General features: G+C 74.9%; 13 protein-coding genes. 4 read left to right on the top strand and 9 right to left on the bottom strand.

The genetic code is table 11. The annotated features are described in order from the left end of the window. Positions 1–23 precede the first annotated feature (23 nt). Positions 24–2186, bottom strand: a complete 2163-nt coding sequence (locus tag ACN26Y_RS12255; protein WP_155330408.1) for an ATP-dependent DNA helicase UvrD2 — start codon at positions 2184–2186, stop codon at positions 24–26. Positions 2187–2270: 84 nt separating this feature from the next. Between ACN26Y_RS12255 and ACN26Y_RS12250 the strand changes: the two genes are divergently transcribed. After that, entirely contained in the window at positions 2271–2513 is a 243-nt protein-coding gene (locus ACN26Y_RS12250) for a mycoredoxin (RefSeq protein WP_155330407.1), read from the top strand. A gap of 66 nt (positions 2514–2579) precedes the next feature. On the opposite strand, the gene ACN26Y_RS12245 is transcribed toward ACN26Y_RS12250, so the two are convergent. Then, positions 2580–3848, bottom strand: a complete 1269-nt coding sequence (locus ACN26Y_RS12245; RefSeq protein ID WP_155330406.1) for an MFS transporter — start codon at positions 3846–3848, stop codon at positions 2580–2582. A gap of 160 nt (positions 3849–4008) precedes the next feature. Here ACN26Y_RS12245 and ACN26Y_RS12240 point away from each other — a divergent pair, with 160 nt between their 5' ends. From ACN26Y_RS12240 to ACN26Y_RS12230, 3 genes are all read left to right on the top strand, one after another. Beyond that, positions 4009–4989: a helix-turn-helix domain-containing protein gene (locus ACN26Y_RS12240; RefSeq protein WP_422734737.1), complete on the top strand. Its 981-nt coding sequence runs from the start codon at positions 4009–4011 to the stop codon at positions 4987–4989. Between the two features lie 143 nt (positions 4990–5132). Further along, entirely contained in the window at positions 5133–5369 is a 237-nt protein-coding gene (locus ACN26Y_RS12235) for a DUF397 domain-containing protein (RefSeq protein ID WP_155330404.1), read from the top strand. A 208-nt stretch (positions 5370–5577) separates the two neighbouring features. Further along, positions 5578–5853: a hypothetical protein gene (locus ACN26Y_RS12230; protein ID WP_155330403.1), complete on the top strand. Its 276-nt coding sequence runs from the start codon at positions 5578–5580 to the stop codon at positions 5851–5853. Positions 5854–6037: 184 nt separating this feature from the next. On the opposite strand, the gene nudC is transcribed toward ACN26Y_RS12230, so the two are convergent. The 7 genes from nudC to ACN26Y_RS12195 all read right to left on the bottom strand — a co-directional run bounded on the left by nudC (position 6038) and on the right by ACN26Y_RS12195 (position 15601). After that, positions 6038–6985 carry an NAD(+) diphosphatase gene (nudC, locus tag ACN26Y_RS12225; protein WP_155330402.1) on the bottom strand — a complete coding sequence of 316 codons (948 nt, stop codon included), beginning with the start codon at positions 6983–6985 and terminating at the stop codon, positions 6038–6040. Then, the gene (locus ACN26Y_RS12220; RefSeq protein WP_155330401.1) at positions 6982–8325 is read right to left on the bottom strand and encodes a M16 family metallopeptidase; all 1344 of its coding nucleotides are present in this window, start codon (positions 8323–8325) and stop codon (positions 6982–6984) included. Before ACN26Y_RS12220 ends, nudC begins: the two co-directional genes overlap by 4 nt. 56 nt (positions 8326–8381) lie before the next feature. Next, positions 8382–9692: a M16 family metallopeptidase gene (locus tag ACN26Y_RS12215; RefSeq protein WP_155330400.1), complete on the bottom strand. Its 1311-nt coding sequence runs from the start codon at positions 9690–9692 to the stop codon at positions 8382–8384. Positions 9693–9834: 142 nt separating this feature from the next. Continuing rightward, on the bottom strand, positions 9835–10023 hold the full coding sequence (locus ACN26Y_RS12210; protein ID WP_155330399.1) for a hypothetical protein: 189 nt from the start codon (positions 10021–10023) through the stop codon (positions 9835–9837). Positions 10024–10233: 210 nt separating this feature from the next. After that, positions 10234–11571, bottom strand: coding sequence for a DEAD/DEAH box helicase (locus ACN26Y_RS12205; protein ID WP_155330398.1), 1338 nt, complete (start codon positions 11569–11571; stop codon positions 10234–10236). Between the two features lie 212 nt (positions 11572–11783). Then, entirely contained in the window at positions 11784–11987 is a 204-nt protein-coding gene (gene cspE / locus ACN26Y_RS12200) for a transcription antiterminator/RNA stability regulator CspE (RefSeq protein ID WP_007464836.1), read from the bottom strand. Positions 11988–12187: 200 nt separating this feature from the next. Beyond that, a complete protein-coding gene (locus ACN26Y_RS12195; RefSeq protein WP_155330397.1) occupies positions 12188–15601 on the bottom strand; it encodes an ATP-dependent helicase in 3414 nt (1137 codons plus the stop codon). Positions 15602–15676: the final 75 nt, after the last annotated feature.

Here is a 15676-nt window from a genome sequence, read left to right as displayed (position 1 = left end):
TCCGGGGGCGAGGGCAAACGAATTTACGACGAGATTTCGAAAGTTTTCTCCGGGCAGATCTCGTCCACCGCCGCGCCGGCCACCAACGCCAGCACCGCCTCCCCGTAGAGCCCCAGCTTCCGGGGCCCGATGCCGGCGATCGCCGTCAGGTCCTGCGGCCGGCCCGGCCGCCGCTCGGCCAGCGCGACCAGGGTCGCGTCGGTGAAGACCACGTACGCCGGAACCCGCTGGCCCCCGGCCACCCGGCGCCGCCACTCGCGCAGCCGCTCGTGCAGCTCCTCGTCGATGTCCGACGGGCAGGTGGCGCAGCGGCCCACCTTGCGGTCCGGACCGGCGAGCAGCGTCGCGCCGCAGACACGGCAGGAGACGATCTGGGTACGCCGCCGGTCGGCGGCGCGCCGAACCCCGCCCGTCCCGGCCCGCTCGGCCCCGCCGGAGCGGTCCAGCTGGGGCAGGAAGCGGCAGGGCCGCCGGGGCCGCCCGCCCGGCGAGCGGGCCGACGCGTACGACAGCCAGAGCCACTCGCGGGCCCGGGTGATGCCCACGTACAGCAGCCGCCGCTCCTCCTCCACCTGCTCGGGGGTCTTCGCGTACGTGGTGGGGAGGGTGCCCTCGGAGAGCCCGACCAGGAACACGGCGTCCCACTCCAGGCCCTTCGCCGAGTGCAGGGAGGCCAGGGTCACGCCCTCGACGGTGGGCGCGTGCTGGGCGGCCGCGCGCCGGGCCAGCTCGTCGGTGAAGTCGGCCAGGGTGACCGGGCGCTCCACCGAGGCGGCCGGCCCGATCGGCAGGACCGGCGGGGTGGCGGCGTACTCCTCGGCGAGCTGGACCAGCGCGGCGAGCGCCTCCCACCGCTCGCGCGCCGCACCACCGGCCGGTGGGCGGTCGGGCGCCCAGCCCACCGCGCCGAGCGCCTCGACCACGGCGGCCGGCAGCGGGGTCTCCCCGGGGATCGAGCGGGTCGCGGCCCGCAGCGCGACCATCGCCTGCCGCACCTCGGCGCGCTCGAAGAACCGCTCCGCCCCCTGCACCTGGTACGGCACCTCGGCCTCGGTCAGCGCCTTCTCGTACGCCTCGGACTGCGCGTTGGTGCGGAACAGCACGGCGATCTCGCGGGCCGGTGTGCCGGCGTCGACCAGCGCGCGGCAGCGGGCGGCGACCGCGGCGGCCTCGGCCGGCTCGTCGGTGAAGATCCGCAGATCCGGCTCCGGGCCGGGTGGCCGCTGGCCGACCAGCTCCAGGCGCAGCCGGGCCTCGGTCCCCCGGGCCTGCGAGATCACCGCGTTGGCGAGGCCGACGACCTGGGGGGTGGAGCGGTAGTCGCGGACCAGCCGGACCACCGTCGCGGCGCGGTGGCGGCGCGGGAAGTCGACCAGGTACGACGAGGTGGCGCCGGTGAACGAGTAGATGGTCTGGCTGGCGTCGCCGACCACGGTCAGGTCGTCCCGCCCACCCAGCCACGCCTCCAGCAGCCGCTGCTGGAGGGGGTTGACGTCCTGGTACTCGTCGACGACGAAGTGCCGGTACTGGGCGCGGACCTGCTCGGCCACGTCCCGGTGCTCCTCGATGCCCCAGACCGCGGCGCGCAGCATGTCCTCGAAGTCGATCACGCCGCCGGACCGCTTGAGCTTCTCGTACGCGGCGAAGACGTCGGCGACCTTCGCCGGCTCGTACGGGGTGTCGCGCAGCGCCTTGGCCGCCGCGACCACGTACTCCCCGGGCTCGACCAGGGACGACTTGGCCCACTCGATCTCACCGGCGAGGTCCCGGGCGCCCGCCCGGTCAGCCCTGATCCCGACCTTCGCCGCCGCGAGGGTGACCAGCCGGACCTTGCTGTCCAGCAGCTCGGGCATCGCCCGCCCGTCGAGCAGCCGGGCCGCGAAGTACCGCACCTGGCGCAGGGCCGCCGCGTGGAACGTCCGCGCCTGCACGCCGGGGACGCCGAGGGCGGTGAGCCGGCTGCGCATCTCGGCGGCGGCGCGGGCGGTGAACGTGACGGCGAGCACGTGTCGCGGTGAGATCTCCCCGGTCAACGCCCGGTGGGCGATCCGCGAGGTGACCGCCCGGGTCTTCCCGGTGCCGGCGCCGGCCAGGATGCAGACGGGGCCGGCCGGGGCGGTCACCGCCGACCGCTGCTCCGGATCGAGCCCGGCGAGCACGCGCTCGGACGCTGAGTGAACCACCACAGCGAGGAATTGTCTCAGCTCCGCCCGGCGTTGCTCTGGTTAGCCTCAGCTTGATTCACGACTGCGACCCTGGAGGACCCGACGATGCTGACGATGTATTCCACTTCCTGGTGCGGCTACTGCCACCGTCTGAAGTCGCAGCTGGACCGGGAGGGCATCGGGTACGAGGTGGTCGACATCGAGCGGGACCCGCAGGCCGCGGAGTTCGTGATGAGCGTCAACGGGGGCAACCAGACGGTGCCGACGCTGCGCTTCGCCGACGGCAGCGCGCTCACCAACCCGTCGGTCAAGCAGGTCAAGGAGCACCTGGCCAAGCTGGCCGCCTGACCCGGTTCGGTACGACGAGCGGCCGACCCCGCCGGGGGTCGGCCGCTCGTCGCGTCCGGGGCCGGGTCAGGATGTGCGGCGTGGACGCGCCGCGCCGACCACCTCCTTCTCGACCGGACGGCGCGGGAGCGGAACCGGCGGTCGCGAGCGGGCCGGCGGTGGGGTCAGCGCCCGGCCGTGCCAGAGGTACCCGCCGGCCACCAGGGTCGCCAGCCCGACCGTCGCGAAGAGCAGGCGGTAGTCGAAGACGCCGACGAGCAGCGCGCCGGCGCCGATGGAGAACGCCTGGGGGCCGCTGACCACCGCCTCGGAGGCGGCGGCGACGCGGCCGATGAGCCCGGGCGGCGTACGCCGCTGGATCAGCGTGTGCAGCCCGACCATGGTCAGCGGCAGTGACACCCCGGCCAGCAGCACCGCGCCGAAGCCCAGCCACAGGCTCGGGTACGCCAGCGCCAGCGCGGCCGGCCCGAACAGCGCCACCCCGGCGGCGAGCGCGCCCACCTCGCCCACCCGCCGGACCACCCCCGGTGACAGGAGCCCGCCGACCAGTCCCCCGATCCCCTGCACGGTGACCAGCACGCCGACGAACGCGGCGTCACGGCGGAGCCCCTGGTCGACGTACGCGAAGATCAACGACTCGCTGAAGCCCATCACCAGCGAGCCCAGGCCGTAGCCGAGCAGCGCGCGGCGCAGCGCCGGCTCGCCGGCCAGGTGCCGGAGCCCGTCGCCCAGCCCGGCCGGCCAGCGTGGCTCGCGCGGCTCCCGGGGCGTCTCGGTGACCCGGAGCAGGCCGACCACCGCGCCGGCGGTCAGGAAACCCGCCATCGCGGCGCCGGTCAGCAGCCAGCCCCCGGCGGCGGCGTAGAGACCGGCCCCGGCCAGCGGGCCGACGAGGCGCAGCCCCTGGCGTACGGTCTGGAGCACGCCGTTCGCGTCGGCGAGCAGCTCGGCCGGCACCAGCTGCCTGATCAGACCGCTGAGCAGGGCGCTGAGCGTGACGTACGACAGCCCGTACAGCGCCGCGACCAGGTAGATGATCCACACGTCACCGCTGTCCCGGACCGCGAGCAGCGGGGTGAGCAGGATCGCGGTGACGAGGTTCGCGCCGACGAAGAAGGGCCGGCGGGGCACCCGGTCGACGAACCAGCCGACCAGCGGCGCCAGCGTCATCGGCGCGATGATCGCGAAGATGGTGGCCCCGGCCCGCCCGTCCGAGCCGGTCAGTTCCTTCACCCAGACGGCGAGTGCCAGCAGCAGGATCGACTCGGCCGCCATGCTGGCCAGCAGGCCGGCGAAGAGCAGCCGGAAGTCCGGGCGGCGCAGGACGGTGCGCATGTGTCCTCCGTCGAGGTGGTGCGCGGCGTGCCCGGTTTCCGACGAGACACGCCCTTCGCCGGAACCTCCGGCGCCGGTCACGCCGTCCATACTGACGGTGGGGGGCGAATTTCATACAGTTACCGTCGCGTCCGCGGCGGTCTACGGGAAAGAGGACATCGTGCCTCCAGCCTCACCCAGTCCCATCCTGCGACGGCGCAGGCTGGGCGTTGAGCTGCGCCGGCTGCGCGAGGCCGCTGGTCTCACCGGGGACCAGGTCATCGAGCGCGTCGGGTGGGCCTCCGCGTCCAAACTCTCGCGGCTGGAGAACGGCCGCAGCCGGCCGGACCCGCAGGACGTCCACGACCTGCTCGACCTCTACCGGGCCGACGGGCCGTTACGCGAGGAGTTGCTGGCCATCACCCGGGAGGCCGGCGACATCCGCGGGTGGCTGCGGAACTACCCCGTGATGACCCAGCAGCAGCGCGGCTTCGCCGAACTGGAGGCCGGCTGCGTCGAGATCTCCGAGTACAACCCGGCCCTGGTGCCGGGACTGCTCCAGACCCCCGGGTACGCGCGGTTCCGGATCGCCTCGGCGCGCGAGGTCGACGAGGCGGCCGGGGAGCCGGAGGTCGCCGAGGACATCGACACCGAGGTGCGGGCCCGCCTGGCCCGCCAGTCACTGCTCACCCGGGCGTCGGACGCTCCCCGCTACACCGCCGTGCTGGAGGAGGCCGCGCTCGGCGGCCGGGCCGGCCCGCCGGACGTCCTCCGGGAGCAGTTGATGCAGCTGTGCGAGCTGGCCATGCTGCCGAACGTCGCGCTCCACGTGCTGCCCAAGGAGACCCAGGTCGGCGACTGGTACCTGCCGCCGACCGCGTTCTCGCTCTACCGCTTCGCCGACCCCCAGGACCCGGAGACCGTGGCGATCGAGGGTGGATTTCTCAATGTCATGTCGACAGAGGTAAAAGCCCTAAATCGCTATAAAGTAGCGTTCGAGTGGTTGTGCACGGCGGCGCTCTCCGCATCGGACACTCTCTCCTGGCTGATCCAGGCCACGGGGCGGCTGCCCGACGCGGCGGCCCCGTCCACTGTGGCGTACGGGCCGGCAACGGCGCCGACCCAACGCCGCCGGCACCACGGGCGCCTGACGGAACGGTGAATCAGGGGCTCGCCTTCCGGATCTCGCCTGCCCCGAGACGAGGCCGGGCGGCGATCCGGGACCATGCCCTGAGGCCGGCACCCCACCGTCGGGTCGTGCGGCACCACTCGTTCCATCGGTCGGTTCACCACAGGAGTGAGACCATGCACGAGATCCGCAACACGCCGTCCGTCCTTCCCGAGCTTCCCGACGTGCCATGGCGCAAGAGCACGCGAAGCCAGACCTCCAACTGCGTCGAGGTCGCGCCGCTGCCGACCGGCCCGGCCGCGGTCGCCCTGCGGGACAGCAAGGACCGCGGTGGCCCGGTGCTGCTGTTCGACCGGGCCGGCTGGGTGGGCTTCCTGGCCGGGACGAAGAACGGCCAGTTCGACCGGGCCTGATCCCCGTACGCCTCGGGGCCGCCGGCATCGTGCCGGCGGCCCCGTCGCGTGTCCGGATCGGACCGACCTGCCTCGCCCGATCGGACGAGCCGCCCGGCCGATGGTCGCGTTTCACTTGCTGGGACCGCTACCCGGCGTAACATGACGCGTGAATGACGTGGAACTTCCACCCCGTTCCTCGATCGTCGCGGCACATCCGGAGACCGACATGCGGTTCCTGATCGTACGCACCGACGTCCGCGCGGCAGCCGACGTCGACATCGCCGCCGCCTGGGCCGACGGTGGCCGCCTGCGCGACGAGCCCACCTCCCCCGAGCCACGCCGCCAGGTCGTGCACGCCGACGACCGGGACGCCGCCCTGGTGCTGGCCCGGGCCCTCGCCTCGGTCGGCGCGGTACGCGCCGGCAGGCAGCGGGTGAAGGTGCTCCCGCTCGACGAGCCGACGGCAACCTGGCCGTGCTGGACGGACGACCGGGGCACCTGACCACGAGACGTCCGTCGTGACCGGACCGGCTCCCCCGCCGTGTTCCCTGCCCCAGCCGGCCACGACGGCCCGTGTTCCCGGCCCGTGACCGTCGCGGCAACGGCGGCCACGGGCCGGGACCGCGTCCACGCCCGCCGCCCCGGTGTCTCGCGGCGACGCGCAGCGAGGCCGGCCCGGCGGCCGGTCAGCAGTGGTCGCCGAGCCAGCGGCGGACCAGGAAGAGGGCGATCGACGACGGCGGCGGCAGGACCAGCCGGTCGCCGTCCACGTCGACCGTCCGCCCGGCCAGCGCCGCGCCGATCTCGCCGCGGGTGAACCAGCGGGCGTACGCGATCTCCGCCGGGTCGACGCGGACCGGGTGCGCCGGATCGGCCGTGGCCAGGAAGCCCAGCATCAGCGAGCCGGGAAACGGCCAGGACTGGCTGCCCGCGTACGCGATGTCGGCGACCGGGACGCCGACCTCCTCGCGGACCTCGCGGAGCACGGCCGCCTCGGCCGACTCGCCCGGCTCCACGTACCCGGCGAGGCAGGAGAACCGGCGCTCCCCCGGGACCCGAGGCCAGGTGGCGTTGTTGCCGAGCAGGCAGCGCCCGTCCGAGCCGGGCACCCCGTCGTGGACCAGCACGATCATCGCGGGGTCGGTACGCGGCCACATCCGCTCGCCGGCCGGGGCGACCCGGGACCAGCCGGCCTCGTCCATGGCCGTGGACTCCCCGGTCACCGGCGAGAAGAGGTGCCGCCGGTGCCAGTTCAGCAGGGCCAGACCGGCGGTGAACAGACCGGCGTCGCGGTCGGCCAGCAGGTGACCGATCTCGCGCAGGTGCGCCGGACGGGTGCCGGGCAGCTCCGGCAGCGGCGCGTCGACGAGGAACACCGGGACGCCGTCGGGCTCGACGCCGAGGAACATCGCTCGCGCGACGGCCCCCTCCGGCACGTCCTTCGGCCCGACGAGCACCAGCGCCGGCGGCGCCGCGTCGGCGCGCACCAGCGCACGCCCCTCGGAGCCGCCGTCGAGCACCAGCACCCGGGCCCCGGCCCACGCCTGGGCCAACCAGTCCGGGTCGGTCCGCCGGTGCGCCGCCCGATCCAGGGTGGAACGGGCCAGCGGTGGCGCCTCCTCGCCGCCGCTCACTGCCCGGCCGGTCCGGTGACGACCGGGGTGAGCGCCTCGAGCTGCGGGCCGACCCGCTCGGCGTCGCCCAGGACGACCGTGACCGCCCGGGCCGGCGCGAGGTACCGGGCCGCCGCCTCGGCGACGTCGGACACGGTCGCCTTCGCCAGCCGCGCCGCGTGCTCCGCCAGGAAGTCCAGGCGGAGGCCGTTCCCGGCGTACGCGCTGGTCAGCGACGCCAGCCCGGCCTGGGTGGACATGCCGAGCTGGAGGGTGCCGAGGGCGTACTGGCGGGCCTGCTCCAGCTCCTCCTCCTTGGGTGGGACGGAGGCCAGCCGGCCCAGCTCGTACGTGGTCTCCAGCAGCGCCGGGCCGGTCACCTCGGTGGCCACCTCGGCGGCGGCGACCAGCACCGACCCGGCCACCGAGTGCTCGACCAGCGAGTGCGGCCCGTACGTGTAGCCCTTGTCCTCGCGGATGTTCTCCACCCAGCGGGAGGAGAAGTAGCCGCCGAAGATCAGGTTGGCCAGCTGCAGGGCGGCGTGGTCCGGGTGGGTGCGCGGCACCGCCGGCAGCGCCACCCGCAGGGACGACTGCACCGACAGGGGACGGTCGACGAGCAGCAACGGCCCCGGCTCCAGCGGCGGCGTGGGCGGCAGCTCGGCGACGTGCCCGGCGCCGTTCCAGCCGGCGAGCGCCTTCTCGGCCGCGTCGAGCGCCCGGTCCGGCTGCACGTCCCCGACGAGCACGAGGACCGCGTCGGCCGGGTGCACCCGCTGGGCGTGCAGGGTCCGCAGCACGCCCGGCCGCACCGCCCGGACCTGCTCCGGATCGGGGGTCTGCACCGCGTACGGGTGCTTGCCGTAGATCCGCTTGAGCAGGGCGGTCCGGGCGAGGTGCGCCGGCTGGCTCTGCGCCACCTGGATCCGGTCGATCAGCCGGTCCCGCTCGGTGGCGACGTCGCCGGCCGGGTACGTCGCCCCGGTCAGCACGTCCGCCAGGATCTCCAACGTCCGGTCCAGGCCGGTGACCAGCCCCGCGCCGGAGAGCATCAACCGGTCCGGGTCGATCCCGGCGGACAGCCCGCCGCCGACCTTCTGCAACTCGGCGGCGATCTGCACGGCGCTCATCGTCTCCGTGCCGGAGAGCAGGGTCTGCGCGAGCATCGCGCCGCGGGCGAGCTGCACCCGCCCGAAAGGCATCCAGAGCCGCAGCTCGACCAGGGGCACGGCCGGGCGGCGTACGGCGATCACCGTGAGCCCGTTGCCCAGCGTGCGCTCGGCCTGCTTCGGCAGCTTGAGCCGGCGGGTGGGGCCGAGCGGCGGCAGCGTGCGCGGCGCGGCGGGGGCGGTCGCGCTCACCCGGCCCTTCTTCGTTCGCGATTGCGGGGCTCGCAGACCCGGCTCACTCCTCGCGCTCACCGGGCACCTCCGGCGACGACGTCGATGGCGGCGCGGCGCTCCGGACGCAGCGTCGCGGCGGCGGCGCGGACCGCCTCCTCGGTGACCTCGCCGACCAGGCGGGGCAACTCGTTGAGCAGCCCCGGTTCACCGCGCTGCTGCTCCAGGACGGCCATCCGCAGCGCCCGGCCGAGCACCGCATCGGTGTCGCGCAGCAGGTGGGTGGCCATCCGCGCCTGGGTGCGGGCCAGCTCGCCGTCGGTCAGCCCGTCGGTGGCCAGCCGGTCCAGTTCCTCGTCGATCGTCCGCAGCACCTTGTCGACGTCACCGCCGGGCGGCAGGTGCGCCTGGAGCAGAAGGGCCGTCGGGTCGCGGACGTCGAACGGGTCGCCCATGAAGCCCAGGTACCCGCCGACGCTGGTCACCGCCCGGTCCCGCTGGACCAGCCGCTCGACCAGCCGGGAGGCGTCGCCGTCGGTGAGCACCTCGGCGAGCACCACGTACGGCAGGTAGCCGGCGAAGTCGCCGACCGGGTCGGGCACCCGCCAGGCGGAGGCGACCGCGGGGAGCGGCGCCAGCCGGTCGGTGTACGACGACCGGCGCTCGGCGGTCAGGTCCGGCTCGTCGAAGCTCGGCCGCTTCGGGGCGGGACGGGCGGGCACGTCGCCGAAGTGCCGCTCGATCAGCTCGGCCGCCCCGGCGACGTCGACGTCCCCGCTGACCGCCAGCACCGCGTTGCCGCTGGCGTAGTAGCGCCGGAAGAAGTCGGCCGCGTCGGCCACCGTGGCCGACTCCAGGTCGTCGAAGGAGCCGTAGCCGTCGTGCGCGTTGGGGAACGTGTCGAACATGACCGGCGGGAGGGTCAGCCAGGGGAAGCCCCCGTACGGTCGGTTGAGCACGTTGACGCGGATCTCCTCCTTGACCACGTCGACCTGGTTGCGCAGGTTCTCCTCGGTCAGCCGGGGGCCGCGCATCCGGTCCGCCTCCAGGAACAGCGCCCGCTCCAGGGCGTTGCTCGGCAGCGTCTCGTAGTAGTCGGTGTAGTCGAGGTGGGTGGAGCCGTTGAAGGTGCCTCCCGCGCCCTGCACGTGCCGGAAGTGGGCCAGCTTCTCCAGGTTCTCCGAGCCCTGGAACATGAGGTGCTCGAAGAGGTGCGCGAAGCCCGTGCGCCCCTCGGGCTCCGAGCGGATGCCGACGTCGTAGACGACCGCCACCCCGATCACCGGGGCGCTGCGGTCGGGTGTCAGAACCACCCGCAGGCCGTTGTCGAGGGTGAACCGTTCGACGGGATACCTCGTCGCTGGGATCTTCGCTCTGCGCGTCGGCACGTGATCGACCCTAGCGTGTCGACACTCTCCGTACCGCCGACCTACCGCGCCGCTCGCCGGCACCTGACCGGCGGGCGGCTCTGGTCGGGACCATGCCCCGGGTCCCGACCAGAGCCCGTTCCGGGCGGCGGGCCCGGTCCGCTCAGCTCTCGGTCGGGACGGAAGCCCCGACCGGGCTGTGCAGCTCCACCGGCACCGCCGGGGTGGCACCGTCCGGCACGGCGTGCCACGGGGTGAAGACCGCGACCAGGGCCAGCAGCACCCCGGCGGCGGCGACCGCCACCACCAGCAGCAGTTCCCGCACCGCACCCGAGCCGGTGTCCCCCGTCATCGCGCCCTCCCCCACCGGGCTGTCGGCCCGGCTCTGTCCCCCGGGCCCACCCTCGCCCGGCAGGGCGTCGGGCACAGTCGCCGATCGGACCGGAGGGCGGCTGATTGCCGACTCATGTGGCCCGCCCGTCACGACGCGGCACCGGCACGTCCGCCCGGCCGGCGTCGGAGACGGGCTACGGGAGGGGCCGTCCGGACGGCGGCCGGCCGGTCAGCTGAACCGGGGACGGCGGGCACGCCGAGGGCGGCCCGAGGTGCGGTGCCCGGCCCGGCCTGCCGTACCGCCGGCGTGGCCCGTCGCGTCGCCGCCCGGTCCGCCGGCACCGCCTCGGCGCGGTGCGGGAACCGCCGGCGGCGGCGCGATCGTCACCGGGACACCCGACGGCTCCCGGGCGCCGGTCACCCGGACCAGCTCCGGATCACCGGGGCGTACGCGGGTCGACTCGGGGCGGATCCCCGCCGTCGCCATCAGGCGGGACACGTCGTGCCGCTGCTCGGGCAGGACCAGGGTGACCACCGTGCCCGACTCCCCCGCCCGGGCGGTCCGCCCGCCCCGGTGCAGGTAGTCCTTCGCGTCGGTCGGCGGGTCCACGTTGACCACCAGGTCGAGCCCGTCCACGTGGATCCCCCGGGCCGCGACGTCGGTGGCGACCAGCGCGGTCACCTGCCCGGTGCGGAACTGCTCCAGGATGCGGGTGCGCTGCGGCTGGGACTTGCCGCCGTGCAACGCGGCCGCGCGGACACCCTTGGCGAGCAACTGACGGGCGACCCGGTCGGCCCGGTGCTTGGTGCCCATGAACATGATGGTGCGGCCCTCCCGGGCCGCGATCCAGCTCAGCGCGGCCGGCTTGTCGACCGCCTCCACGTGCAGCACGTGGTGGGTCATCGCGGTGACGGTGGCCGTGCCCGGATCCACCGAGTGGGTCACCGGGTCGGTGAGGAAGCGCCGGACCAGCCGGTCGACGCCGCCGTCCAGGGTGGCCGAGAAGAGCATCCGCTGGCCGTCCGGGGCGACCTGTTCGAGCAGGCGGGTGACCTGCGGCAGGAATCCCATGTCGGCCATCTGGTCGGCCTCGTCCAGCACGGTGACGCCGACCTGGTCGAGCCGGACGTCGCCGCGGTTGATCAGGTCGTGCAGGCGTCCGGGCGTGGCCACCACCAGCTCGGCGCCCGCCCGCAGCGCCTCCGCCTGCCGGTTCAGCGACAGGCCACCCACCACGGTGGCGCAGCGCAGCCCGACCGCCCGGGCGTACGGGTCGAGTGCCGTGGTGACCTGCTGGGCCAGCTCACGGGTGGGTACCAGCACCAGCGCGAGCGGGCGTCGGGGCCGAGCGCGGCGGCCGGCGGTGCGGGAGAGGAGTGGGAGCCCGAAGGCCAGGGTCTTGCCGGACCCGGTGCGGCCGCGGCCGAGCACGTCCCGGCCGGCGAGCGAGTCCGGCAGGGTCGCCGCCTGGATCGGGAACGGCGCGGTGATGCCCTGCGCGGCCAGCTCGGCGAGCAGCGCCGGGGCGAGCCCGGTGTGGGCGAACGACGGAGCGACGGTGGTCATGGTGAGCCTTCCTCGACGCGGCACGTGTCGAGGGAGGGCGCCGGGCGGCGCTGTCGACCGGCGGATCCGTCCGCCGGGACTCACAAGCACGAACCGAAAGGTACGGGTCCGGCCCGCCCCCGCGTCGCCGCCTGGTGGCCAGGTCGACGTCGGGGCGGGCCGGTCCCGTCACCACGCCCGGAGGGCATGGTGGGTGTCACACGATCCGAAGATCAGAGCGGACGGATGTTCTCCGCCTGCGGGCCCTTCTGGCCCTGGGTCACCTCGAACTCGACCCGCTGGTTCTCGTCCAGGCTCCGGTAGCCGGAGGACTGGATGGCCGAGAAGTGGGCGAAGACGTCGGCGCCGCCGCCGTCCGGGGTGATGAAGCCGAAGCCCTTGTCAGCGTTGAACCACTTGACGGTGCCAATTGCCATGTTCGTCTCCTTGACGGAACGTCGAACCCGCACCTGTTGCGGGCTCGAGAGGAGCGGACCGCGCCGAATCGCGCGGCCTGCCTGTCGCTTCTGGTCGCCCCGCCCGGAGAACTCCGGACACAACAAAGAGCGCCTGGGGCCACAATCCGCCAGGCGCACACAGAGTCTCTGGGAACCATAACTGCAACGGCACCAACCTATCACGGATGGCCGGAACCGTCACCCGCTTCCGGACTTTCCGGCACCGAAGCGATCAGCGCGGTCAGGCCGGCGACGTCGAGCAGGTCCACCGGCCGGACCGTCACCCCGTCCCGGACGTAGTGGAACGCGGCGCCGACCCGGTCGACCGGCAGGCCCGCAAGCTCCGCCCAGGCCAGCCGGTACACGGCGAGCTGCACCGCCGCCGCCTCGGCCGCCGGCCCGGTCGGCTGCCGGCCGGTCTTCCAGTCGACGACGTCGAACCGCCCGCCCGGACGGGCGAAGACGGCGTCCATCCGGCCGCGGACCACGATGCCGGCGATCGCCGTCGCGAATGGAACCTCCACCTCCACCGGCGTCCGGTCGGCCCACTCACTGGCGAGGAAGCGCTCCTGCAGCTCGGCCAGCGCCTCGTCCGGCGCGGCGTCCGCGTCCGCCGCGCCGGGCAGCTCGTCGACGTCGAGCAGCCGGTCGGCCCCGAAGCGCTGCTCCAGCCAGGCGTGGAAGGCGGTGCCCCGCCGGGCGTACGGATTGGGCTCGCTGGGCAGCGGACGGCGCAATGTCCGGGCGAGGCCGGCCGGGTCCCGCCGCAGCGCCACCAGCTGGGTCACCGACAGCTGCCCGGGCAGCGCGACCTCGACCGGGCCGGACTGCCGGGTCAGCTCGGCCCGCTCGGCGAGGAGCAGGTCGGCCTCCCGCCGCCACCGGGTCACCTCGGGATCCCCGCCGACCCCGTCGGCGTCGGCGGCGGCGGCCGCGCCGTCGGCGTCGGCGGCGGCGGCGGCCGCGCCGTCGGCGAGGTACCGCCGGACCAGCGCGGCCGCCTCGGCGAGGGCCGGCCGGCGCGCCCCCAGCGGATCGGCCGGCCACTCGGCGTGCAGCACCACCTCGGTCGTCGGGTTGACCGCGTCCGGTGCGGGCTCGGGCGCCCACTCGTCGACCACGTGCCCCGCGCCGCCGTCCAGGCAGGCGTCGTGCACCTCGCGGAGCAGCACCGACGGGCCGCGCGGCCGCTTGGTGCCCTCACCCCACCAGTGGCCGGAGCACAGCAGGAGCCGGCGGGGGCGGGTCACGGCCACGTACGCCAGCCGCCGCTCCTCCCGCTCGTCGTGCGCGCGCCACGCGTCGGTGAAGTCCTCCAGCGCCCGCGCCACCGCGCGCTGGTCTCCCACGTCGGCCAGGGCCAGCGCGGGCAGCCCGTCGGCGTCACCGCGCAGCGGGAACGGCAGCACGCCCAGCCCGCCCAGCCAGTGGTCGGAGTTGCGCACCGGCCCCGGCCACACCCCGCGGCTGAGCCCGGCGACCGCCACCACGTCCCACTCCAGGCCCTTGGCGGCGTGCGCGGTGAGGATCTGCACGGCCCCCTCGACGACCTCCACCTCGCCGGGGGTGAGACCGCGCTCCTCGTCCTCGGCGGCGGCGAGATAGGCCAGGAACGCCGACAGGGTCGCCCCCGGCGTCTCCCCGCTGAACCGCGCCGCGACGTCACCGAGCGCGTCCAGGTGACCGCGGGCGAGGCCGGCGTCGCCCGCCCCGTCCCGGCCGGCCCGCACCGCGACCTCCACGTCGAGGCCGATGGTCCGCTCGACGTCCGCGATCAGGTCCGGTAGGGACTGGTCCAGCCGGTACCGCAGCAGGCCCAGCTCCCGGGCGTACGCGCGCAGCCGCGGGTAGCCCTCCGCCGAGTACGCCTGCGCCGGCCCCAGGTCGGCGAGGGCCTCCACCAGCGTCGCCTCGTCCAGCGCGTCCAGGACGATCTCCGGCTCGTCACCGGCGGCGAGCCGCCGGCGGGCGGACGCGATGGCCTTCGCCCGGCGGTGCAGGGACACCAGGTCGCGCGGCCCGATGCGCCACCGGGCGCCGGTCAGCAGGCGCAGCAGCGCCGCGCCGTCGGTCGGGTCGGCGAGCACCCGCAGGGTGCACACCACGTCCCGCACCTCCGGCGTGTCCAGCAGGCCGCCCAGCCCCACCACGTCGACCGGCAGGCCCCGCGCCCGCAGCGCCGACTCGATCGCCGGGATCTGGCTGCGCAGCCGCACCAGCACCGCCGTGGTGGGACGCGCCGCCACCGGGATGTGCTCGGGCAGCGCACCGGGTGCCCCCGCCGCCCCCTGCCAGGCGCGCAGCACGCTGTCGGCGATCCAGTCCGCCTCGTCGGCGTACGTCGGGAGGAGCGCGCAGTGGACGGTGCCGGCGGCGGTTCCCCGGGGCGTGCGATGCGGGATCGGGTCCTTGACGCTCAGCGCCGCGTGCAGCTCCGGCACCTGGGCTCCGGCGGCGCGCAGCGGCGTGGCCAGGGCGTTCGCCACGCCGAGGATCTCCGGACGGTTGCGCCAGCTGGTGGTGAGGCTGCGTACGGCGGCGGGCGTGCCGTCGGCGCGGGCGAACTCGGTGGGGAACCGGTCCAGGGTGCCGGCGCTGGCCCCGCGCCAGCCGTAGATCGACTGGCAGGGGTCGCCGACGGCGGTCACCGGATGGCCGCCGCCGAAGAGCGCGTTGAGCAGCACCACCTGGGCGTGGCTGGTGTCCTGGTACTCGTCGAGCAGCACCACCCGGTACCGGTCCCGCTCGACCTCGCCGACCGCCGGGTGGTCCCGGGCGACCCGGGCGGCCCGGGCCAACTGGTCGGCGAAGTCCATCGCCTCGAAGTCCTCCTTGCGCCGGGCGTACGCGCGCACCAGCGGAAGCAGCTTCAACCGGGTCTGCTGGACAGTGAGGGCCTTCTTGACGTCCGCGTAGACCCGACCGGGCCGGGACTGCACGTCGGCGAAGAAGCGGCCGGTCCAGGCGGCCAGGTCGTCCGGCTCGACCAGGTGCTCGTCCAGCTCACCGGCGAGGGCCAGCACCGCGTCGGTGATCGTGCTGGGCATCCGGTCCACGTCGGACATGTCGCCGTCGTAGTTGCGCACGATCAGGTCGACGAGCTGCCAGCGGGACGCCTCGGTGAGCAGCCGCGTGGACGGCTCGTACCCGGCCCGCAGGCCGTGCTCGGTGACGATGCGTCCGGCGTACGAGTGGTAGGTGGAGACGGTCGGCTCGCCGGACAGCGGATCGTCGAACGGGTCACGGCCCCGCCGGCCCAGCCGGCGGACGAGCTGGTCGAGCCGGGCCCGTACCCGGTGCGCCAGCTCCCCGGCCGCCTTGCGGGTGAACGTGAGGCCGAGGACCTGTTCGGGACGGACGTACGAGTTGGCCACCAGCCAGACCACCCGGGCGGCCATCGTCTCGGTCTTGCCGGAGCCGGCGCCGGCCACCACCAGCAGCGGCTCCACCGGCGCGGCGATGATCGCGGCCTGCTCCCGCGTCGGCGCCGGCAGCCGCAGCAGCTTGGCCAGCTCGACCGGCGTGTACCGGGGGCCGGCGTCCGCCACCCTCGGGGCCGGCGTCGCGGAGCTGAACAGGGTCGGCTGGCTCACGGTGTCGTCCGCGGCTGCGGGGCTGGCACGCTCACTCCTCGCCCTCACTCACCTGTTCTCGTTCCGGCGGCAGCG

It is taken from the genome of Micromonospora sp. WMMD558 (assembly GCF_049315255.1).
In the GTDB taxonomy this organism is placed as follows: domain Bacteria; phylum Actinomycetota; class Actinomycetes; order Mycobacteriales; family Micromonosporaceae; genus Micromonospora.
This window is presented reverse-complemented; position numbering and strand designations above follow the sequence as displayed.